The following is a 21,519-nucleotide window of genomic DNA, read 5'->3' on the forward strand; positions in this document are numbered from 1 at the left end:
TGATAAGCGGTGTTTTCTATTGCCCCTTGATCATTGATCAACAAATTGCCTATACTTTACCCCATCTTGTCGGAGTGCCAGTAGAGGCTGTCGCAAAACTACTGCGCTTGCAAATACGTCGTTAAAAATCGGCTCAAAATGCTCATTTATAAAGTATAAACTCTGCTTTTTCGCCGATTTTTGCCTTGTCTTTGCTATGCTCATAACCTTTTGCGACAGCCTCAGTAGAGGTGAATGTTTTCATCTCTCTGGCTGAGACTGCAGTTGCGGGATCCGTGGAACCTGATCTGGTTAGTACCAGCGAAGGGAAACAAGAGTAACCTTGAAGTGTCGTATTACAACAGTTAGTGTTTGGTGACGCATTCAAGCAGCCCCTTTCGTTACTCTCCATCTGTCTACTCACGACAAGCAATCACAAATTTATAATTAATTACCGTGTGAGTGCTTATGTCTAGAAGAGAAAACCAGCAAAAAGCCCAGGATTTTATTGAAAACCTGAGCAGCCTGCCATTTCCAAACTCGGAAAAAATCTACATTAGGGGTAGCCAAGACGATATTCAGGTAGCCATGCGTCAGATTAATCTGACCGACACCTTAGTGGGGGGCACTAAAACGAATCCGCAGTATGAACCAAACCAACCTGTGCCAGTGTACGACACTTCTGGTCCTTATACAGACCCGACAGTAACAATTGATGTGCACAAAGGGTTGTCTGCTTTACGAAAAAACTGGATAGCGGCGCGCAATGATACGGATGAGCTGAACAGTGTTACCTCCCGTTATGCTCAGCAGCGTTTAGCCGATGAGGGGCTGGATCATTTACGTTTTGAACACTTGCCCAAACCGCTTCGGGCCAAACCCGGTGCTAATGTCACTCAAATGCATTATGCCCGTCAGGGCATGATTACCCCTGAAATGGAATATATTGCTATTCGTGAAAATATGGGGCGAGAGCGGGTGCATAGTGAAATGTTGAAGCAACAACACCCTGGCCAACATTTTGGTGCAAATTTGCCAGAAAACATTACCCCTGAATTTGTTCGTAAAGAAGTGGCTGAAGGGCGCGCCATTATACCTGCCAATATTAACCACCCAGAAGCGGAGCCAATGATTATTGGCCGCAATTTCTTAGTGAAGGTCAATGCTAATATTGGTAATTCGGCGGTTACATCATCCATTGAAGAAGAAGTGGAAAAACTGGTTTGGGCAACCCGATGGGGTGCAGATACCGTGATGGATTTATCCACGGGCCGTAATATTCACGAAACCCGAGAGTGGATTTTACGGAACTCCCCTGTGCCTATTGGTACAGTACCTATTTATCAAGCGTTGGAAAAAGTAAAAGGGGTAGCAGAGGATCTTACTTGGGAGGTTTTTCGCGATACGTTAATTGAACAAGCAGAGCAGGGGGTGGATTATTTTACTATTCATGCTGGTGTTTTGCTGCGTTATGTACCAATGACGGCTAAACGAGTAACAGGCATTGTTTCTCGTGGTGGCTCGATCATGGCAAAGTGGTGTTTATCTCACCATCAAGAAAACTTTGCTTACACGCATTTTGAAGAAATCTGTGAAATATGTAAGGCATATGATGTATCTCTGTCGTTAGGCGACGGGTTGCGTCCAGGCTCGGTGGCAGATGCCAATGATGAAGCTCAGTTTGCCGAATTAAAAACCTTAGGTGAATTAACCCAAGTAGCCTGGCAGCATGATGTGCAAGTAATTATTGAAGGGCCAGGGCATATCCCCATGCACATGATTAAAGAAAATATGGACTTGCAACTGGAACACTGCCATGAAGCACCTTTTTATACATTAGGCCCGTTAGTGACGGATATTGCACCAGGCTATGATCATATTACTTCTGGCGTAGGTGCTGCGTTAATTGGTTGGTATGGTTGTGCGATGTTGTGTTATGTCACCCCAAAAGAGCATTTGGGGCTGCCTAATAAAGAAGACGTCAAAACGGGTATGGTGACCTATAAAATTGCCGCCCATGCAGCGGATTTAGCTAAAGGCCATCCAGGCGCACAAATCCGTGATAATGCCATGTCGAAAGCCCGTTTTGAGTTCCGTTGGGAAGATCAGTTTAATTTAGCGCTAGATCCTGATACTGCAAAAGCCTTCCATGATGAAACGTTACCACAAGAATCTGGCAAAGTAGCCCATTTTTGCTCAATGTGTGGGCCAAAATTCTGTTCAATGAAAATCTCTCAGGATGTCCGTGATTATGCTGCAGAACAAGAGCGCAAAGGCATTAAAATCCAATTGGTAGATGAAACTATCACCCTGGATGCAGAAGCAGGTATGCGACAGAAGTCGGCTGAATTTAAAGCCAGTGGTGCTGAAATTTATCAGCTACCGGTAGGGAAAGAGTAATCATGGAGTTAAGCATTACGGTTAATGATAATCCTCATCAGTTAGATGGCCCTTGTACGGTTGTAGAACTATTAACATTACTTGACCAGTCTGCAAAAGGGGTTGCCGTGGCAATTAATGACAACATTATTAGCCGTAGTCAATGGCAGCAACATCAATTGAAGGCAAATGATCAAGTAGTGCTGTTTAAAGCAATCGCTGGTGGGTAAATCATGTTAACCATTGCAGATAAAACATTTCAGTCTCGGTTATTTACCGGGACTGGCAAATTTAATGATAAAACCACCATGGTCGCGGCGTTACAGGCGTCTGGTTCTGAGTTAGTGACGATGGCTTTAAAGCGGGTTGATTTAGATAACCAAGCTGATGATATCTTACAGCCATTAATTGCGAATGGAATGAATTTATTACCTAATACATCAGGAGCACGCACGGCAAAAGAAGCGGTATTTGCTGCGAAATTAGCAAGGGAAGCGTTGGAAACCAACTGGATAAAATTGGAAATTCACCCAGACCCGCGCTATTTATTGCCGGACCCGATTGAAACCTTAAAAGCAACTGAAATATTAGTAAAAGAAGGTTTTGTGGTGTTGCCGTATATTCATGCTGACCCAGTATTATGTAAACGCTTGGAAGAAGTCGGCACGGCTGCAGTGATGCCATTGGGCTCACCGATAGGTTCTAATAAAGGGTTAAAAACCCAGGAATTCCTGGCGATTATTATCGAGCAGTCAAAAGTGCCGGTTATTGTGGATGCCGGTTTAGGCGCACCCAGTCATGCAGCTGCGGCTATGGAAATGGGAGCAGATGCCGTATTAGTGAATACGGCGATGGCTGTGGCTGCTGATCCAGTCGTCATGAGTCGTGCTTTTGCTTTAGCAGTGGAAGCAGGGCGTATGGCGTTTGAATCAGGGTTAGCTAGCGAGCAATCACAAGCGGTTGCTTCAAGCCCATTAACGGCATTTTTAGAGGATGCCGTATGAGTTTTAACGAACGGTTGCAACAAATAAACTGGGATGAAAGCCGACTTTCTATCATGAGTAAAACCACGGCAGATGTCGAACGGGCGCTATCCCGCCAGCGATTATCACTTGATGATTTTCAAGCGCTTATTTCACCAGCGGCTGAACCGTTTTTGGAACGACTAGCACAACGGAGTATGCAGTTAACCCGCCAGCGGTTTGGTCATACAATGCAAATGTATATACCACTGTATCTGTCTAATTTGTGTGCAAATATATGCAGCTATTGTGGTTTTTCCATTCATAATAAAATCCGTCGTACCACATTAAGTAGTGAACAGCTAAGCGCTGAAATTGCAGCTATAAAACGGATGGGGTTTGATCATGTCCTTATTGTGACGGGAGAGTCTGAACATCGAGTAGGTATGGCTTATTTCCGTCAAGTGCTGCCCCTGTTAAAGCAAGCGTTTTCCCATATTTCTATGGAAGTGCAGCCATTAGATCAGCATGAATATGAAGAGCTGATCGAGTTGGGGGTTGATGCGGTTTTGGTTTATCAAGAAACCTATAACCCCATCACTTATGCAAAACATCATTTAAAAGGTAAAAAGCAAGATTTTCATTATCGTATCCATACCACCGACCGGTTAGGGGCAGCAGGGATTCATAAAATAGGAATTGGTGCCCTAATTGGCTTAGAGGATTGGCGTACTGACTGCTATCATGTGGCTGTTCATTTAGATTATTTACAACGTACTTATTGGAAAACTAAATATTCGATTTCATTTCCTCGGTTGCGTCCCTGTGCTGGCGAGTTTCAACCCAAGTCAATTATGACCGATCGCCAATTGGTCCAATTAATTTGTGCTTATCGGCTATTTAACCCAGATGTTGAACTATCACTCTCAACCCGAGAATCCGCTCATTTTCGAAATAATGTATTACCTTTAGGGATAACCAGTTTAAGTGCAGGCTCCAGCACCCAACCCGGTGGTTATGCAGAAGAAAGTCAGCAGGCTTTGGAACAGTTTGAAATATCTGATGAAAGAAGCCCAGCTGTCATGGCAAATGTCATTAAACAAAAAGGCTTTGAAGTGGTATGGAAAGATTGGGATAGAAGTTTGAGTGGTTTATAAAGCCTTCCCCTGCTCTGTAAGAATAGTGATTAATTTAGCCTTTATAAACACCGTAAAGAATAAAATATAGCATTATCAGCCTATTATTAATAATACCCTTATATCCCTGCTAACTATAACAGGGATATAATTTATCATTAATTAGTACGCTTTATTACCATTGCATTTTTAGAAGAGCCAGAACCAATACCTGTTCTACAAGCATTTGAGCGACGTCGTTCTGTTACTACATAACCTTGAGGTACATTTTGATCGGCACAAATTATCATTCCACTTTTAGGATATTTTATTACAAATGTATTTTTAGTGTTTCCACTAAAATTGCCTCTTCTACAAGCACTTGAATAAAGACGCTCAGTAAATACAAAACCAAGGGGTATATTTTGGTTATCGCATATTTTCATTCCATTCTTTGGGTGTTCTATGACGAAAGTATTTGGCGTTCTAGAGCTAGATCCTCTTCTGCGGCAAGCACTAGAATAGCGAACCTCAGTAACGACATAGCCTTGGGGTATGCCTTCATAATTACAAATCACTTCTAATGCATGAGAAGTCGATGGTATTGCATTTAACGAAGAAGCTATAATAGCTGCACTGATTATTGATTTTTTCATTTTGTCTATGCTCCTTTAGTCTTAAATACTTAAAAAAATATACTGCTAGTGTAGGCTATAAATAAGCGATGGCTTTATATCACAGTATTTATATATGTCAAAGCTATATGAAGAACTTCTGTTTATGTTTTAGCGTAGAACTGTGAAGTGGGTCATTGGCTAATTCTACTAAAGTATTAGTTACATAAAAAATTCATCTGGAATGAGATTTTATTTACTCGATTTAGAGTTATTTAATGCTTGACTAGCACGATGAGTTAGGCTCAGAAGGCTAGATGGATTTACAGGCTCAACGAACAATCAACACGATACCTGCAGGCGATGGTGTCGTATATTGCTCTTGTATTTCAATTGCGACCTGATTATTTCTATTCTCCATGTGATAAAGTTTGTTCAAGCACTTAACGATTCCCTGACGGCGTCTTTTTAGTCTTTTGGATTCAGTCGTATCCAGCATTAAGTGCTTGGCATTAGAAAAATAAGGCGCTACTGAAATTGGGTATGCTTTGAAAATAAAGGCTAAAAAAGCCTAATAGCAGTCGTTTGAACTTAATGCAATAACCAACTAATTTTAGGGTGCTAAGTTGCGGCTGGTTTGAAGAAATTTTAAAAATATGGCATGAAAAATAAAATAGTAAAAAAAGTGTAGTGATCAATTAATATCTATAGCAAGGAGGTATTATAAAGATGAATAAAGAGTTTATTCAAGATGGCATTACTAATAAAGTCACTCGTGTTGAAGACAGTGACAAACTATCAATTGACGCTTTTGATTTACACTATAAAAACAAATTTGGTATAGTCGCAGGCTATTTGCCTCGTGATAGTAAGCATATCGGAAAATGGCTTAGTAACCTTGTTAAGTTAGCTAATGAGGCGTGGCAGAAAGATAGCCAGGTCTGTTATGAACCATCAGTGCAAGCGATGAAAGATATGCTCAAATTGCCATAGCTAATACAAGTAAACGGTAGCAGTATAATTAGTTGTTGTCACTGGAAATATGAGTCAATATGCAAGTATTGGCTAATTAATATATAAATAGTATAAATAAAAAAGGATAGCCTGGTATGGAAACAGAAAAAAGTAAAAATATAACCGCGCTTAAAAATCGTGATCCTAAATATATCAGTACAGATATGTCTGCGGTAAAAGCACTGGTTCAAGCTGCTGTTAACGTAGAACTTTTTACTATTCCTCTGTACATGACAACTCTTTACTCTATCAAAGGGATGCATGAAATTAATTCTAATAACCAGCTTTATTTAGGTCGCCAATGGCCGGGTTCAGCGCCAGCCGCAAAACCAGCAACTGAAAATGAAAAAGCATTTAATACTATTTATAGTGTTTTTATCGATGAAATGCTGCATTTACAGTTAGCTGCAAATATAGCCAGCAGTGTAGGTGTTGCACCCACATTTACCAGTAGAGAACTACAGGATGAAAATGCAGGTTGGATTTGCTATGGTGATGATAAAACGACCATTCCTCACATTTTGGATCTGCGTGATACCAAACACTATAGTCATGTAAAAGTGAAGTTAGGGCCAGTGGATGAGAATCAGTTAGACCTATTTCTGGCAATAGAAGAGCCCTCTGATATTGCTGAAGAAGAATTGGGTACAGATAAACACTTTAAAAACTGCCAGATTAAATACGAATTATGTCGTGATAAGTATTTTCCTTCAGTCCCCTTTAAAGGCTGGCAAGAAGATTACAATGAGAGTAACCTACCATTGTTTGGTTCCATTGGTTATATGTATAAGTGTTTAACCCAATACCTTGAAATTAGGTATAGCGATAATACAACTCTTTGGGAAGCCCTTTATCAGCCAGTTTCTATGCAACGTGATCAGTTTAATGCAGTGGATAGTGGACACCCATATGAGGAGTACCCTAAATTTGATGCAACTGTTAAGAATAAAATTAAGGGTAGTGCAAAACATACTGCAGAAGTGGCTAAGAAAAAAGTCTTTACCATGATTAATGCGATTACTGATCAGGGTGAAGGCAGTACGGTTGCCCCTACTTTAGACTTTCTTACTGCTACTGCAAAAAATATCGTTGAGCGGCTTATTAGTAGAGCACTGACTAATGATCATTTAAAGCAAAAATTGAAAGAAATATTGGCTTTTATTAATAATGAACCTAATGCCAAACTACCTAAAGTAGAAGGAGAAGATACCAATCTGCTGGATTTACAAAATATTCGCACTTTAATTTCCAGTCATTTAGAAAAAGAACAGAATAAGTCAGACCGAGACTTAGTCTTAGCCTTAAAGACCATACCCTTGGAAGATCACTTATTAAAAATACAACACCTAAGAAGTGTTAAGGTCAAGTATCGCCCTGATAAATTAGCCTTGGAAAAAGATTATCCCAGCTATTCAGCTAAAGGTCAGTTAGAGTACAATCATAGTAATATCGCAGCTGCTCGTGCTGATAATGGCATGGATGACCATTATGAACGATTTATCGAGGTTAAAAGTAAGCTTGGTCAAATTATGACTTGGAAAAGGTGGCATGCTGATCCAGAGAATCACTGGACGGCAGATGATTTAAAAACTGAATATTATGATTGTAATAAATACCAAGATTCTTTACCTGATCCAAATGATATTGCTTGTGCTTTAAATAAACTCAAGTTAGAAGAACAGGAATCAAATTACCGGCTATTCAGTCAAACGGCTGTAGGTACTATCTATGGTATTACCAGTGTATTAAATCAATACTGGCAAAGTCCAAATACGGAATTTCCTTCGCCATCAATGTTTGGTTCAGGTGACCGAGTCTCTATTTGCTGGGCTATATTTGGCAAAGCCCCTGATTTGTCACTGGGGATTGAAAAGGTTGAGCCAGGTAAAATGTATCATGCATGCCAAGGGCTAAGTTATACTGGAGATGCTACACAAGATTGTGCTTCTAAAGCCGTTTATCATAGTTGTAAGGGCTCTAACCAGTGTAAAGGACAGGGCGGTTGTGGTTTTGTACACAGTGTGAGTGGCGGGGGAAATTGTTCTAGCAGTGGAAATACAGGCACTGATTCCTCGCTTTATACGGCGCCGGGCAATAATTTTTGTAATGGTTTTGGTGGTTGTGCGGTGCCAATGTCTGCTGCACAGCTGTATCCTCATAGTGGTGAAATGCAAGTAAATAAATTTACTGGGCCTGATTGTGAGTTTACAGCATTAAAAGAGCCTATAAAATTTGAAGAGGGGGAGTCTGTATATCAAATTGCCTGGAAAGCATATTGTAAGTCACTTGAAGCGAGTGGTAAAACACCACCAAGCTCACCACCAGCGGTGAGTGATTTACGCTTAGCATTTCCTCCTTCCACATGATAAGCGAAAAACAATCCTGTCAACGACGCCTGGGCCTGACTAATTTAGGCTTAGGCGTCGGGCTTAGAAATCAGCACTTTCCCTATCTGATGCAAAATGAGCCGCAGGTCGACTGGCTTGAAATTATCAGTGAAAACTTTATCGATAATTATGGCTATGATCGTTATGTGTTAAATTTGCTTAGAGAGAAAGTGCCAATTGTTATGCATGGGGTTTCGCTATCGATTGGTAGTAGTGACCCTTTAGATAGGGACTACCTGAATAAATTAAAACAACTGGCTGATGAAATACAGGTCCAATGGGTTTCTGATCATTTATGCTGGACAGGCATTGCAGGCATTAATACCCATGACCTGTTGCCTATGCCGTTAACTGAAGAGTCATTGCTGTATGTCGCAGAGCGTGTTAAGCAAGTGCAAGATTTTCTGGAGCGCCCCCTTATTTTGGAAAACCCAAGTACTTATGTACAGTTTACGCAGTCTACATTAACAGAGTGGGAATTTCTTAGTGAGCTAACGGAATTGACAGCCTGTGGCTTGTTGTTGGATGTCAATAATGTCTTTGTGTCTGCCTATAATCATGGGTTTGATCCAGGGGTTTATATTGAAAATTTACCGCATGAAAACATTGTTCAAGTACATTTAGCAGGCCCAACAAAAAATGGTGACTGTTTAATTGATACTCATGATCAGCCTGTTCCTAGAGAGGTTTGGCTTCTTTATCAGCGTGTGCATCATCTGACAGGAGGTGTTTCTACCTTATTAGAGTGGGATGCTAATATACCCGATTACCCTCAATTAATAGAGGAGGTATTTAAAGCAAAGCGAGTGATTAATGGACAAATACCCAACACAGCTGTTTTTGAATCAACACAACAGATGATTTCAAATCCGGTTAACTTTCAGTTAGGTAGCGCAGGTGAGTCAATTAAAACTAACCAGTGAACCTGGTAATCAACAAGCATTATGGGATAAAGATAATTCACTCAAGATAAGTCTTGATAAACACCAGCAATGGTTTCAAGCAGTAACAACCTATAACAGGGGACTTTACTATGGACTACAAGCGGCAGAACAACAGTATGATTTAACCGCTGAGCAAGTGGTTGTGGCAGGCCATTTAGACAGCAAGCATCGTTTAGCTATTTATGCAAATGGCTATGTAGCTAGATTGCTAGAGTGTTTACGAGCTGACTACTCTGCATTATGTAGAATGCTAGGTCAATCACTGTTTGACACCTTTGCTTGCGCTTATATTACGGAAACACCTTCTAAATCTTTCACATTGTTTGAGCTGGGTAAAGGTTTTCCTGACTTTTTAGCGCGTACTCGACCTTGTGGGGATAATATTTCCCCTGAACTTGAAAAACAGTTATTACTGCCGATTGAGTTGGCTAAGCTGGAACGACAGCGTGTAGAAGTGATACGGTGTGTTGGTCATGAAAATGACACAAATACCTACTTTGATCTTGAAATATTGCCTGTCATTGACAACTCATCTGTGGCTTTATCTAAAACAGCTCGACTGGGGTGCTATTCATTTCCACTGGTTGAATATCTGCAAAAACTGGACTCCCAACAGGCAGCTAACCCACCTGAACCAAAACTAGACTATCTAATTGTTTATCGAAGCAACTACCGAGTTAAAATAGAATCAATCACAAACTGGCAATATGAGTTTTTATTAGCCTGTAAGAATAAAACATCTATTAATCAAGTTGTTAAAGCGACAGCTAGCAGGTGTGGTATAACCTATCAGTCATTATTAACTGATATCTATCTCTGGTTACCGCAAACTTTGCTAAGGGGGATATTGCACTTATCATGAATCTGAAAGATAGCGTATTTGCACCGAAGGGCATATTCTTCTGCATTAAGTGATTTTCTATAGTTATCAACCACTGCCGATAAAAGTTACATCCTTTAGCTGAGTAGGGTTAACTTCTAGCCCAATTTTTTTTAACGTATTTGCATTAATAATAAACTTTACTTGTTGGGGCATAATAACTTTCATGTTTGCAATCTTCTCACCTTGCTGATGTTTGTGAACAATGTCAGCCGCTTGCTGTCCCAGCTTTTCATAGCTGGCAACAGTACCTAACAACGCACCAGCTAGCACAAATGCCTCCTCAGATGCGATAGATTTAAGTTTGTAAGATAAGAGTGATTTAGCTATCAGCCTGCGCTTTGATAATAGAAAACTATCACTGGATAAATAGACAGTATTAATGCCTGCATTGACAATTTTTTTCATTATTATATTAAAATCATTAATAGATGCTGCTTTGTCAGGCTTGATTCTAAAGCGCTTAACTTCAAAACCCAATTCTGACTGTAAACTAAAGAGTTTGTTTGATATATACTGAGAATTTAGTTCTCTAGGGTTAAATATAAAACCAACTTTAGTGAAAGCCAGTAGCTTTTTAGCATTATATAACTGCTTATATAATGAGACAGTGCTAGTAGTGCCTGTTATGTTTCCTCCAACTGGTTTCGTTAATGACTTGACAAGCCCTGCTTTAATAGGATCAGTGACAACCATAAATAGTTGTGGGACTGTAGAAACTTGTCTTTGTTTTACCAGACTCGAAACTGTTGTACCAAATGTATAAATGTAGTCATAGTATTTTAGGTTTGGTTTTATTTCAGACTGGACAAACCAAACTAAATCGTCTCTGTTTTGCTTTGCATCAAAAACAGTATACCAAACATCGTATCCATAGTTATTAAGTTGCTGCTTAAAACCAATTTCTGCGGGAGTATCTCCACGCCATAAAACCATTAAAATATTGACACGATTAGTATCTGCAACACTTAGAAAGCTAAGTGTTGCTAATAATGAAGTTATAAGCTTTTTTGGCATCAAGATATACCTTGTAGCTTGTTAACTTTGTAAGTATAGCTAAGAGGCTATTCTTTCAAGCTATTGGCTGCTTCACTAGTCGTGTATGCGTAAAATAAGTTATTCGGCTATGTTACTTTTGCTTGACATGCTTAAAGTATCTAGTAGAAAAGAGATGCGACTTTGCTTTATGTATGAGCTACTAGTGCTCTATAAAAAAGTTGGATAATTGTTTTCAAAGCTATTAATATATTTTGCGAATGACTTCTATAAATGCTTTCCTGACTTTTATCTTCTGCCAGCTAAAGTTGTTTTAATTTAATCCAGCCAATTCAGTCTGGCATTGCTACCACGGGTGGGTGATCTCGTTTAAATAACTCTTTGCTGTGAGTATATATCATTTTATTTTTAAACTTAAAAACGATTTATGATAGGCATGCTTTCCACGCGGGGAAGCGTTATGCCTGTAAAAAAGTGCTTGAAAGTGAGTTGGGCTTGATAATTAATTTATAACTTTTTCTGGTAATAACTTATAGTTAAGGGTACCTCTAGTATGAATGTTAATGCTTTGGACTAGTTTGGGTAACCATGAAGTCAATAATGAACTGTTTTTTTTGTTTTCTAATATGGGTGCAAGTTTCTATTGCTAATGAGCATATTAAGATTATAACTGAATATTTCCCTCCTTATAGTATTTATATCGATGGTCAGCTAGAAGGTATAAGCACAGAAGTTGTTAAAGCGGTGCTAAATGATTTGAAATTGAATGGTTTGGAAATAATTGTTTACCCCTGGGTGAGGGCCTATAATACTGCCTTGACTGAGAAAAATACGTTAATATTCCCGCTAGGGAGAAACAATCGACGAGAAACACTTTTTAAGTGGGTAGGAGTTATTTCTCCTGCTCAATTTTATTTATTTTCGTTGCATAATAGAGATGATATTTTAATCGCTTCCTTAAATGAAGCACAAAAGTACACACTAGGCACTGTAATAAATGATGTTAGAGAGCAGTACTTGATTGATAAAGGATTTAAGGTAGGTACTGAGATTTTTACTGCACTGAATCATGATCAAAATCTGCTCAAGCTGCTTAAAGGGCGCATTGACTTATGGCCGATGAATGAGCTAGCAGCCTATTATTTAGTAAAAAAAAGAAAGCTTTTACCAAAATATACTATAAAAAAAGTGTTTCACCTAGCTGACTTGTCTACGGAAGGATATTATATGGCTTTTAATAAAGATACAGATAATAATATAGTTTCTCAATTTAGGAAGAGTCTTAATAAAATTAAACAAAAAGGAGTTTACAAAAATATTATTAGCTCCTATTTGGTAGATGATTAGTTTCAAATTGAGAACAGTCAACATTGCTATTAACTGAGATAAAGTGGGTTGACTTATATAAATTTGTTAAATATTTGTTACTGTGCTGAAAAAGAGAGTTTACATTTGGTATGGTGAAAAATAGTAGATGGCGCTTGCTATTATTCGTTTTTATAACTATTAATTGTACCCTTACAGCTAATGATTTTAAGTTTGGTTATGCTATAAATTAGTATGATTGGTTAAGATTGTGAGAAGCTATTGTTGTCTTTTTGTTTTTTTATAATTCATGTGTTTTATTTTTTTGGTTTTATATTCCTGTTGATTATCTGTGATATTGTTTTTCCTGCCTGATTATTCAGTATTATACTAAAGTATAAAGAATTCACTATAAAGCAAAGCCTAGCTGATCTGCTTGGTTACTGTTGGTGCTTAATTTGAATGCTTTGGTTCGGTTTGTACTTATTTTTTTTTGCATTGCGGGTTGGTCTTGTGCATCTTTAAAGTTACTGACGATTTTGCGGCCGCTCTTAAAACTCCTCCCAGCATTCTGCTGGTTTGGGAATGGAATCATAGTATCTAAACAGGGATAGACGATGAAAAAGTACCAACTTAAGCCGCTTGCAATGGCAGTAACTAGCTTACTTGCAATTTCTTCTTATGCTGCTGACCGGGTAGAAATTGATGGAGTAAGCGCATTTTTAGACAGCGGTAATGATATTAATACCATGCTAGCAATGGACAGTAATTACCATTTTGAAACTGTAAAAACAATTATTTTGCCGAATGGGAAAGTAAAACAAAGATTTCAACAATACTATCAAAATATTCCAGTATGGAATACTGCACTAGCAGCTGATCGCTCTGTAATGGGGGTATATAGTAATATTAGTGGGTCGTTGCTGGATAATATCACTAGTGATCTTCCATCCGCTATTGCGGCTTTTGATGAAAATGAAGCGTTATATGGCGCTAAATCAGCTTTAAATATTGATAGCAGTCAAACTACTCGCGATGAGCAGGCAAAGCTTTATGTAATGCAAGATGAAACTGGAGCAGCCAAACTTATTTACGAAGTTTCATTTGTCGTTGAAGGTGATAAAATTAGTCGGCCTTTTGTATTAATGAATGCTATTGATGGCAGTATCATTGATCAATGGGAAGGGTTAGCTCATCAAAAAATTGGTAAAGGCCCTGGGGGGAATGAAAAAACAGGCAAGTATTATTTTGGTAAAGACTATGGAATGATGGATGTGAAAGTGAATGGCTCTACCTGTAGTATGGATAGTACTAATGTTGCTACGATTGATTTAAATCACTCTACATCAGGTGGTAATATACATTCATTTTCTTGTGATGAAAATACGCATAAAGAAATCAATGGTGCTTACTCTCCATTAAATGATGCACACTATTTTGGTAACGTTGTCTTTGATATGTTCAAAGACTGGTTTAACTCCGCGCCTTTAACGTTTAAATTAAAACTACGAGTTCACTATAGTCGTAGCTACGAAAATGCGTTTTGGGACGGTAAACAAATGACTTTTGGTGATGGTGCTAGTCGGTTTTACCCTTTGGTTAGCCTAGATGTAGTTGCTCATGAAGTCAGTCATGGTTTTACTGAACAAAACTCGGGTTTAGTCTATCGTAATCAGTCTGGTGGTATGAATGAAGCTTTTTCTGATATTGCTGGTGAAGCTTCAGAATATTATATGAATAGCGATCGCCCTGCTAATATGAGAAATGACTGGCTAGTAGGAGGAACTATTTTCAAAGGCGCAGTGGGGCAAGCATTAAGGTATTTTGAAGACCCCACTAAAGACGGTCGATCAATAGGTCATGCTGATGATTATTATGATGGACTAAATGTGCATTATAGTTCTGGTGTATTCAACCGTGCTTTTTATATTCTTGCCAATAAAAATGGCTGGAATACAGAAAAAGCGTTCCGCGCTTTTGTGCTAGCGAACCAAACTTATTGGACCAAAAATTCAACCTTTGACGAGGGTGGTTGTGGGGTCAAAAAAGCCAGTAAAGATTTAGGTTATAGCGAGAAAGATGTAGTTGCTGCATTTAAAGTAGTGGGCGTTAATGCCTGTGACGATACAGATCCACCTGATCCAACCGATGGTGAGTTGAAGAATGGTGTACCTGTCACAGGGTTGGCAGGCAATTATGGCAGTGAGAAATTCTTCTTTATCAATGTACCTTCAGGTCAGTCATCATTGAAAGTACAGATGTCTGGTGGTTCAGGTGATGCTGATATGTATGTACTACGTAATGGCAAGCCAAGTAGAACTAACTACGACTGTCGTCCATACCAATGGGGCAATGATGAAGTGTGTAACTTTACCCGTCCTGCTTCTGGTAAATACCAGATTATGATTAGAGGCTACTCAAGTTATAAAGGGGTTACTCTAAAAGCCACCTATAAGTAGAGCATACCTTTCCAGAAGTATAAAAATAATAAAGATGGAAAACCTGGCATCTGAATGAATTAAATTCAGATGCCTTTTTACTTTATTTCACAATTTGATAAGGACTTAACCCTTCAGATTCTCTATCCACTAAAGCCAGCGGAATATAAGCTGTCGTCGTGTTTATCTTTTCTTGCACGGTTTGATGTACTCTATCAGTTGTACTAGCGACTCGGCGCTTTTTTCTGCCAAATAATAAATGATAAGAGTCATGGTGAGGTTGGCTAACATCATGGGTTAAGGGGATGAGAGGCTCTTTAAACAGTAACTGATGTTGTTTGGCCTTATTGATCATCCAGGCAAGGCTTACATTAGAGTGATGTCTTTTTAGGTAACCTCCCCCTATATCAGCATGTACCCCAGCAAACCATACCTGTTCAATGGTTTGGTTAGGGGATTGACTGGTGTCTTCCCAAAGGGTTGGCTCAAAGGTTGAGCGTTGTTCATCTATCGCCAGGGCGTGATAAGCTGCTTTTACCTCAGGATTTAAACAGGTGTCGTGAAATTGAACTAGCTTGTCTGAAATTTTCTTTAACAAGCCTATTGGTATTCCAAGTGAACCGACGGTATCCCATACACCAATCATTTCAATAGGGCATGGAATGTGTCTGGCTTTATAAAGATCTTTTTCGGGTTTTTCTGCTTCTTTATAAACTTCCCAAGCCTCTTCAATCGTATGCTCTGATAGCGCTGCTGTAGAAATCAGGCCACAGCTGTAAATCAGGCCAGCCAATGATCTAGCAGTAAATGCACCACGGCTGAAACCTATTAGAGCGACTCTATCCCCTTTTTGATAGCTGTGACATAAATGGTAGTAACCTTCAAGAATATTTTTGGTTAAACCAAACCCAGAAATGCCACCACGGATTCGGTCGTACCAGTGGCAGCCAACACCTTCATCATAGAAAGCAACCTGTTGGTCAGAAGCAACTTTTGGTTGTGAATTGTTAATGAGTTGCTTGTAAAAGAGTCGCACATTCGTTTCTTGACTAATTTCGTCATCAGGGTCGTCTGGTCGATTCCAGGTACCATCAAAACAAAGTACGATATTTTTGCTCATAGGTTTTCCTTTTCCTTCATTTATTGTTTTGATATGTCGTTAGAGTATTTAGGTAAAGAGCTATTTTAATCAAGGAAGTGACAAGTTCAGTTTGAATACTTAAATTCTTTCACCTCTGATGAAATACTTAAGCTAAGTAACTTTAACAAAACTTAAAAATTTCTGCTAACTTTAGAAGACAACTTATTTATTTCCAAATGAAGTCCATAAGACAGTTTCTAACTAATAGTAAAGTCTCACTATGTTAATTCATAAATACACTAAACAATGGTTTTTTATTGCTAGTTTGTTATTACTTGTTATGCCGCCAAAGGTAGTTGCAGCACCAGATTTAACTGGGCTAGTAGCTATTATTGAGCCACTTCCAGAAGGCAGCTGGGTAAAGGTGAATCTTAATCAGTTTAGTGATGTTTGGACACCAGCTGAGCTTCGCCCACTTTATGATGGCGCTATACCAATAACGCCGCAAACTATTATTGGTGCTTGGAGTTCCTTCGCCTGGGATAGTAATCGAGGTGATTTAATTATTTATGGTGGTGGACATGCTAACTATCCAGGTAATGACGTATATCGCTGGAGGGGCACCACAAGACAGTGGGAACGGGCATCATTGCCCAGTGAAATTACCAGAAGTGTGCTTAGTCACTGGATAGCCATTGATGGGGTAGATGCTGCCCCTATTGCTGCTCATACCTATGATAATCAACTGTTCTTGCCTATAGCTGATCGTTTTCTCACTTTTGGTGGCGCTGCCTATAACAATGGTGATGCTTACTTAAGGGAAATTGATCCATTTACAGTAATTCGTACAGGGCCTTATTTATTTGATCCTAATAAAGCGGATGGAAATAAAGTGGGGGGAACAACGGGCTCTCATGTACAACGGGAACAGCCAACGTTAGAAATTATTGGTGGAGAGATGTGGGAAAATCGGGATATTTACCAGAATATTCCTGGCAATTCAGCGTTACCATACAGTTTTGTTAATGGAACATCAGCGTATACTCAGGAAAATGGCAAGGATGTTGTTTATATCAATGCTCGCCCTGGTCCAGGTACAGGGGCTTTTTTGTATAAATATATAATTAATGATGTGAATAATCCAAGCTTGGACCAATTATCACTTGTGGGTATTTATTGGAGTGGTATTGGTGGTCAGGGGGCTGGTTTATATGATCCTGTATTAAATATTTATATTCGATCAGGGGTGAGTACTTTTACCTTTTGGGATCTAGCTAAGGCTGGAAGTGATAATCGTAATCAGCCAGTTAATTTTACTGACCTAAGCGGTCAGTTTGCAGTGAATGATAATTTTGGTATGGATTACGATGCTAATCGCCACCGTTATTTATTATGGGAAGGTTATAGTGATGTATGGGCGCTTTATCCACCAGCTTCAGTATCATCTGATGGCTGGCAAATGGCGAAAATGCCTATATCTCAAACACAAGGCCCCAGTATAGGGCCGGGCGTAGGGGTGTTAGGAAAGTGGAAGTATATTGCTCAATTAGATGTATTTATGGGGTTACAAGGTAATATTGAAGGGAATGTTTGGCTTTATAAACCAACTGGGTGGGAGCACCCACAGCTTGGAAAACGAGCAATTAAACCTACTATCAGCCCAATTAGTGGAGATTATTCTGGGCTTATCAATGTTACTATGCAAACGCAACAACAACAGGGCACTATTTATTATACATTAGATGACTCAGAGCCCACTGCCCAATCATTAGTTTATACAGGCCCTTTTGCGGTCAATCAACCGATTGTTATTAAAGCGATGACCATTGCGGCAGGGTTACGGAACAGTCGAGTGACAGCCGTTAACTATGGTATTGGAAGCCCTCCTGGAGAAACTAATCAGGTTCCAGTTATTAACCAGGTTGTTATTGATACCAACCCAATTACTGATGAGCAAAGTACGACGATAACAGTGTTTGCTACCGATAGTGATGGACCTGAACCACTCACTTACCAGTGGCAACAAGTGGCGGGTAATGGACAGATTAACTCTGTATCTGCTACCACAATTAGTTATACGCCAACAGATGTCACTAGTAGTGAGCAACATCAATTACTGCTTGAAGTATCTGATGGTACTGATGTAGTCAGCGAAATTGTAGAAATTACGGTAACCGATGCAAATGCACCACCACAACTTTATTTTAATGATTTCACTCAGTTGGATTTATCTGATTGGCAAGTCACGGATCAGGGAGATCAGCAAGCCCCCAGTATATGGCAAATACAACAGGGGCAGCTGAGGCAGTTAAGTAATATTTGGTCATTACCGAATGATGATGGCTCAATACCTGACAAATTAGGGACTTTTATAAGTTACCAGCTCGGTTTTGATTGGCAGAATGTCATAATTGATGTTGATATTCAGTCACAGGATGATGATGCTGTTGGTATTATGTTCCGCCAGGATAGCGCAGGTAATTATTATCGGTTTTCCTGGGATCAATCACGGGGCTATCGCCGTTTGGTAAAATATTATAATGGCAATTTTACCGTGCTGGCCGAAGATCAGGTACCTTATATCACCGGGCAGACCTATCATTTAACGGTTCGAGCGGATGGTAATCAATTAGTGGTGTTAGTGAACCAGCAGCAGATTTTTACGATTACCGATACGCTTAACCCCATTTTACAGGGTACGTTAGCATTGTATAGCTGGGGGAATGAAGGCGGTATTTTTGACAATTTACAAGTGACAGAACTGGCAGCAGGCTCTCCTAAACTCCCCATTATTCATCAGTTACTCGTGAGTGACAATCCAATCAATGATCAGCAGCAGACACAGTTGACTGTCGACATATCCGACCCTGATACTCCCACTGAACAACTCACGACTCAGTGGCAAATAATAACGGGGGGAGGGCAATTATCTAATAGTAGTGGACTACAAACACTGTATACGCCAAATGATGTGAGTGGCACTGAACAGCATATTATACAAGTGAGCGTGTCTGATGGTGTTAATAGTGTCAGCCAAACAGCGGAAATACTCATAACCGACGCAAGTGCACCTCCGTTACTCTATTTTAATGATTTTACCCAGTTAGATTTATCTGATTGGCAAGTCACGGATCAGGGAGATCAGCAAGCCCCCAGTATATGGCAAATACAACAGGGGCAGCTGAGGCAGTTAAGTAATATTTGGTCATTACCGAATGATGATGGCTCAATACCTGACAAATTAGGGACTTTTATAAGTTACCAGCTCGGTTTTGATTGGCAGAATGTCATAATTGATGTTGATATTCAGTCACAGGATGATGATGCTGTTGGTATTATGTTCCGCCAGGATAGCGCAGGTAATTATTATCGGTTTTCCTGGGATCAATCACGGGGCTATCGCCGTTTGGTAAAATATTATAATGGCAATTTTACCGTGCTGGCCGAAGATCAGGTACCTTATATCACCGGGCAGACCTATCATTTAACGGTTCGAGCGGATGGTAATCAATTAGTGGTGTTAGTGAACCAGCAGCAGATTTTTACGATTACCGATACGCTTAACCCCATTTTACAGGGTACGTTAGCATTGTATAGCTGGGGGAATGAAGGCGGTATTTTTGACAATTTACAAGTGACAGAACTGGCAGCAGGCTCTCCTAAACTCCCCATTATTCATCAGTTACTCGTGAGTGACAATCCAATCAATGATCAGCAGCAGACACAGTTGACTGTCGACATATCCGACCCTGATACTCCCACTGAACAACTCACGACTCAGTGGCAAATAATAACGGGGGGAGGGCAATTATCTAGCAGTAGTGGATTACAAACACTGTATACGCCAAATGATGTGAGTGACACTGAACAGCATATTATACAAGTGACCGTATCTGATGGGATTAATACCGTTAGCCAACAGCAGGTAATAACGGTGACTGATAGTGAGAATCAGCCTTCAACACCTTTATTAGAAGAGTCATTCACTGGTTTGGATTTTGCCAATTGGCAAGTAATCACAGAAGGGACTATCCAAGCACCTGCACAATGGGAAATTCAGCAAAATAAACTGATTCAGTACAGCAATGTGCATTCTACACCAGTAGAGGTAACTGATCCCGCTAAATTAGGTACTTATATTCAGTATTTGCCTGGTAAAGAATGGGTAGATTATCAAGTGGAAGTGAAGTTAAGGTCAACTGATGATGACCAAGTAGGAATAATGTTTCGAGTGCTTGATAGTCAACACTATTACCGATTTGGTTGGAATAGTTCAGGGAATAGGCGACAACTAGTGAAACGTGAAGGGAGTAATTTTATCGTATTGGCAGAAGATAATATTGGTTATCAGCCTTGGGCGACTTATTCGTTGAAAGTTATAGCAAAAGGTAGCCAACTATCAGTGTTTATTAACAGTCAGCTTATTTTTGAGGTAAATGATGATAGCTATTTACAAGGTACCATTGCCTTATATAGTTGGGCTAACATAGGAAGTGAATTTAGTGAGCTATTGGTGACTGATTTAAGTACTGGCTTGAAACCACCTCAAATAAGTGCTGAACAGGGATTACCAGCGATAGTGAATGAAAACAGTCAGGTGGGCTTATCAGTAGCCGTGGATAATGATTCGGCACCAACTACTCAGTATAATTGGCAACTGATAGGAACCGGTCAGTTAAGTGCTACAAATACTGCTGCAATTAATTATCAAGTAGCTGAAGTAGATAAAGTGCAACCAGTAAAAATTGTAGCCACACTCACAAATAATAATTTGAGTACCCAACAAATATATTACGGAACTGTTATTGATAATGAGCTTCCTGACCGAATTATGGATGAAGATTTCACTGAGTTTAATCAAGCATTTTGGCAAGTCGTGACTGATGGTAATATTGCTGCACCTGCACACTGGCATATTTCACAAGGCATGTTAGTTGAAGATGCGAATGTTTTTGGCCCACCAACAGATGCTACTGATATTACCAAAAAAGGCACATTTCTAGTTTATCAACCTGGGAAGCAATGGGTAAATTACCAATTAAACTGTTTGATACGCAGTGATGACGATGATGCAGTAGGGGTGGCATTTCGTTATCAGGATCATCAACATTACTATCGTTTTTCATGGGATAAGCAGAGACAGTATCGGCGTTTAGTTAAACGGGTAGGCGACAGTTATACCTTACTGGCTGAAGATAGTGTAGTTTATCAGCAAGGCAAAACCTATCAATTAAAAGTCATTGCTAACGGCAACAATATACAAGTGATCATTGATGGAGAGACGATATTTAATGTAGAGGATAGTAGTTTAAACAAAGGTACAATTGCCCCTTATAGTTGGGGAAGCAATGGTAGTCGATTTGATAACTTCTTGGTTGACTTGCTCCCATAAATGAGAGTCAAGGTGTTTAACAGGACTAGACTA

The 21,519-nt window shown here is 39.5% G+C and carries 14 protein-coding genes; 11 read left to right on the top strand and 3 right to left on the bottom strand.

Annotated elements, in window-relative coordinates; genetic code table 11:
* Positions 1–447 precede the first annotated feature (447 nt).
* The 4 genes from thiC to thiH are packed head-to-tail and all read left to right on the top strand — an operon-like array spanning position 448 to position 4,477.
* Positions 448–2,379, top strand: coding sequence for a phosphomethylpyrimidine synthase ThiC (gene thiC, locus ORQ98_RS08575; RefSeq protein ID WP_274688385.1), 1,932 nt, complete (start codon positions 448–450; stop codon positions 2,377–2,379).
* A 2-nt stretch (positions 2,380–2,381) separates the two neighbouring features.
* The gene (gene thiS / locus ORQ98_RS08580) at positions 2,382–2,588 is read left to right on the top strand and encodes a sulfur carrier protein ThiS (protein ID WP_274688386.1); all 207 of its coding nucleotides are present in this window, start codon (positions 2,382–2,384) and stop codon (positions 2,586–2,588) included.
* Between the two features lie 3 nt (positions 2,589–2,591).
* The gene (locus ORQ98_RS08585) at positions 2,592–3,362 is read left to right on the top strand and encodes a thiazole synthase (RefSeq protein ID WP_274688387.1); all 771 of its coding nucleotides are present in this window, start codon (positions 2,592–2,594) and stop codon (positions 3,360–3,362) included.
* Complete coding sequence (gene thiH / locus ORQ98_RS08590) at positions 3,359–4,477, top strand: 2-iminoacetate synthase ThiH (protein ID WP_274688388.1); 1,119 nt, start codon at positions 3,359–3,361, stop codon at positions 4,475–4,477. Before ORQ98_RS08585 ends, thiH begins: the two co-directional genes overlap by 4 nt.
* A 137-nt stretch (positions 4,478–4,614) precedes the next feature.
* Here thiH and ORQ98_RS08595 read toward each other — a convergent pair whose 3' ends face one another.
* Positions 4,615–5,091 carry a hypothetical protein gene (locus tag ORQ98_RS08595; protein ID WP_274688389.1) on the bottom strand — a complete coding sequence of 159 codons (477 nt, stop codon included), beginning with the start codon at positions 5,089–5,091 and terminating at the stop codon, positions 4,615–4,617.
* A gap of 687 nt (positions 5,092–5,778) precedes the next feature.
* Between ORQ98_RS08595 and ORQ98_RS08600 the strand changes: the two genes are divergently transcribed.
* From ORQ98_RS08600 to ORQ98_RS08615, 4 genes are all read left to right on the top strand, one after another.
* On the top strand, positions 5,779–6,042 hold the full coding sequence (locus tag ORQ98_RS08600) for a hypothetical protein (RefSeq protein WP_274688390.1): 264 nt from the start codon (positions 5,779–5,781) through the stop codon (positions 6,040–6,042).
* 116 nt (positions 6,043–6,158) lie between these two features.
* Entirely contained in the window at positions 6,159–8,429 is a 2,271-nt protein-coding gene (locus ORQ98_RS08605) for a ferritin-like domain-containing protein (RefSeq protein ID WP_274688391.1), read from the top strand.
* Positions 8,426–9,373, top strand: a complete 948-nt coding sequence (gene bufB, locus ORQ98_RS08610) for an MNIO family bufferin maturase (RefSeq protein ID WP_274688392.1) — start codon at positions 8,426–8,428, stop codon at positions 9,371–9,373. Before ORQ98_RS08605 ends, bufB begins: the two co-directional genes overlap by 4 nt.
* Positions 9,348–10,256, top strand: a complete 909-nt coding sequence (locus tag ORQ98_RS08615; protein ID WP_274688393.1) for an HvfC/BufC N-terminal domain-containing protein — start codon at positions 9,348–9,350, stop codon at positions 10,254–10,256. Before bufB ends, ORQ98_RS08615 begins: the two co-directional genes overlap by 26 nt.
* Before the next feature lie 66 nt (positions 10,257–10,322).
* Here ORQ98_RS08615 and ORQ98_RS08620 read toward each other — a convergent pair whose 3' ends face one another.
* Complete coding sequence (locus ORQ98_RS08620; protein WP_274688394.1) at positions 10,323–11,291, bottom strand: ABC transporter substrate-binding protein; 969 nt, start codon at positions 11,289–11,291, stop codon at positions 10,323–10,325.
* Positions 11,292–11,858: 567 nt separating this feature from the next.
* On the opposite strand from ORQ98_RS08620, the gene ORQ98_RS08625 reads away from it, so the two are divergent.
* The gene (locus ORQ98_RS08625) at positions 11,859–12,617 is read left to right on the top strand and encodes a substrate-binding periplasmic protein (protein ID WP_274688395.1); all 759 of its coding nucleotides are present in this window, start codon (positions 11,859–11,861) and stop codon (positions 12,615–12,617) included.
* Between the two features lie 575 nt (positions 12,618–13,192).
* Entirely contained in the window at positions 13,193–15,034 is a 1,842-nt protein-coding gene (locus ORQ98_RS08630; RefSeq protein ID WP_274688396.1) for a M4 family metallopeptidase, read from the top strand.
* Between the two features lie 82 nt (positions 15,035–15,116).
* On the opposite strand, the gene ORQ98_RS08635 is transcribed toward ORQ98_RS08630, so the two are convergent.
* Positions 15,117–16,133 carry a DUF2235 domain-containing protein gene (locus tag ORQ98_RS08635; protein WP_274688397.1) on the bottom strand — a complete coding sequence of 339 codons (1,017 nt, stop codon included), beginning with the start codon at positions 16,131–16,133 and terminating at the stop codon, positions 15,117–15,119.
* 241 nt (positions 16,134–16,374) lie between these two features.
* Here ORQ98_RS08635 and ORQ98_RS08640 point away from each other — a divergent pair, with 241 nt between their 5' ends.
* Positions 16,375–21,486, top strand: a complete 5,112-nt coding sequence (locus ORQ98_RS08640; protein WP_274688398.1) for a chitobiase/beta-hexosaminidase C-terminal domain-containing protein — start codon at positions 16,375–16,377, stop codon at positions 21,484–21,486.
* Positions 21,487–21,519: the final 33 nt, after the last annotated feature.

Source organism: Spartinivicinus poritis (genome assembly GCF_028858535.1).
Lineage (GTDB): Bacteria > Pseudomonadota > Gammaproteobacteria > Pseudomonadales > Zooshikellaceae > Spartinivicinus > Spartinivicinus poritis.

Excerpts from the sequence above, each read along its gene's own strand:
- ORQ98_RS08625 (WP_274688395.1), top strand. The coding sequence starts at position 11,859 with ATGAAGTCAATAATGAACTGTTTTTTTTGTTTTCTAATATGGGTGCAA.
- ORQ98_RS08635 (WP_274688397.1), bottom strand. The coding sequence starts at position 16,133 with ATGAGCAAAAATATCGTACTTTGTTTTGATGGTACCTGGAATCGACCA.
- ORQ98_RS08595 (WP_274688389.1), bottom strand. The coding sequence starts at position 5,091 with ATGAAAAAATCAATAATCAGTGCAGCTATTATAGCTTCTTCGTTAAAT.
- ORQ98_RS08640 (WP_274688398.1), top strand. The coding sequence starts at position 16,375 with ATGTTAATTCATAAATACACTAAACAATGGTTTTTTATTGCTAGTTTG.
- ORQ98_RS08605 (WP_274688391.1), top strand. The coding sequence starts at position 6,159 with ATGGAAACAGAAAAAAGTAAAAATATAACCGCGCTTAAAAATCGTGAT.
- thiH (WP_274688388.1), top strand. The coding sequence starts at position 3,359 with ATGAGTTTTAACGAACGGTTGCAACAAATAAACTGGGATGAAAGCCGA.
- ORQ98_RS08630 (WP_274688396.1), top strand. The coding sequence starts at position 13,193 with ATGAAAAAGTACCAACTTAAGCCGCTTGCAATGGCAGTAACTAGCTTA.
- thiC (WP_274688385.1), top strand. The coding sequence starts at position 448 with ATGTCTAGAAGAGAAAACCAGCAAAAAGCCCAGGATTTTATTGAAAAC.
- ORQ98_RS08600 (WP_274688390.1), top strand. The coding sequence starts at position 5,779 with ATGAATAAAGAGTTTATTCAAGATGGCATTACTAATAAAGTCACTCGT.
- ORQ98_RS08585 (WP_274688387.1), top strand. The coding sequence starts at position 2,592 with ATGTTAACCATTGCAGATAAAACATTTCAGTCTCGGTTATTTACCGGG.
- bufB (WP_274688392.1), top strand. The coding sequence starts at position 8,426 with ATGATAAGCGAAAAACAATCCTGTCAACGACGCCTGGGCCTGACTAAT.
- thiS (WP_274688386.1), top strand. The coding sequence starts at position 2,382 with ATGGAGTTAAGCATTACGGTTAATGATAATCCTCATCAGTTAGATGGC.
- ORQ98_RS08620 (WP_274688394.1), bottom strand. The coding sequence starts at position 11,291 with ATGCCAAAAAAGCTTATAACTTCATTATTAGCAACACTTAGCTTTCTA.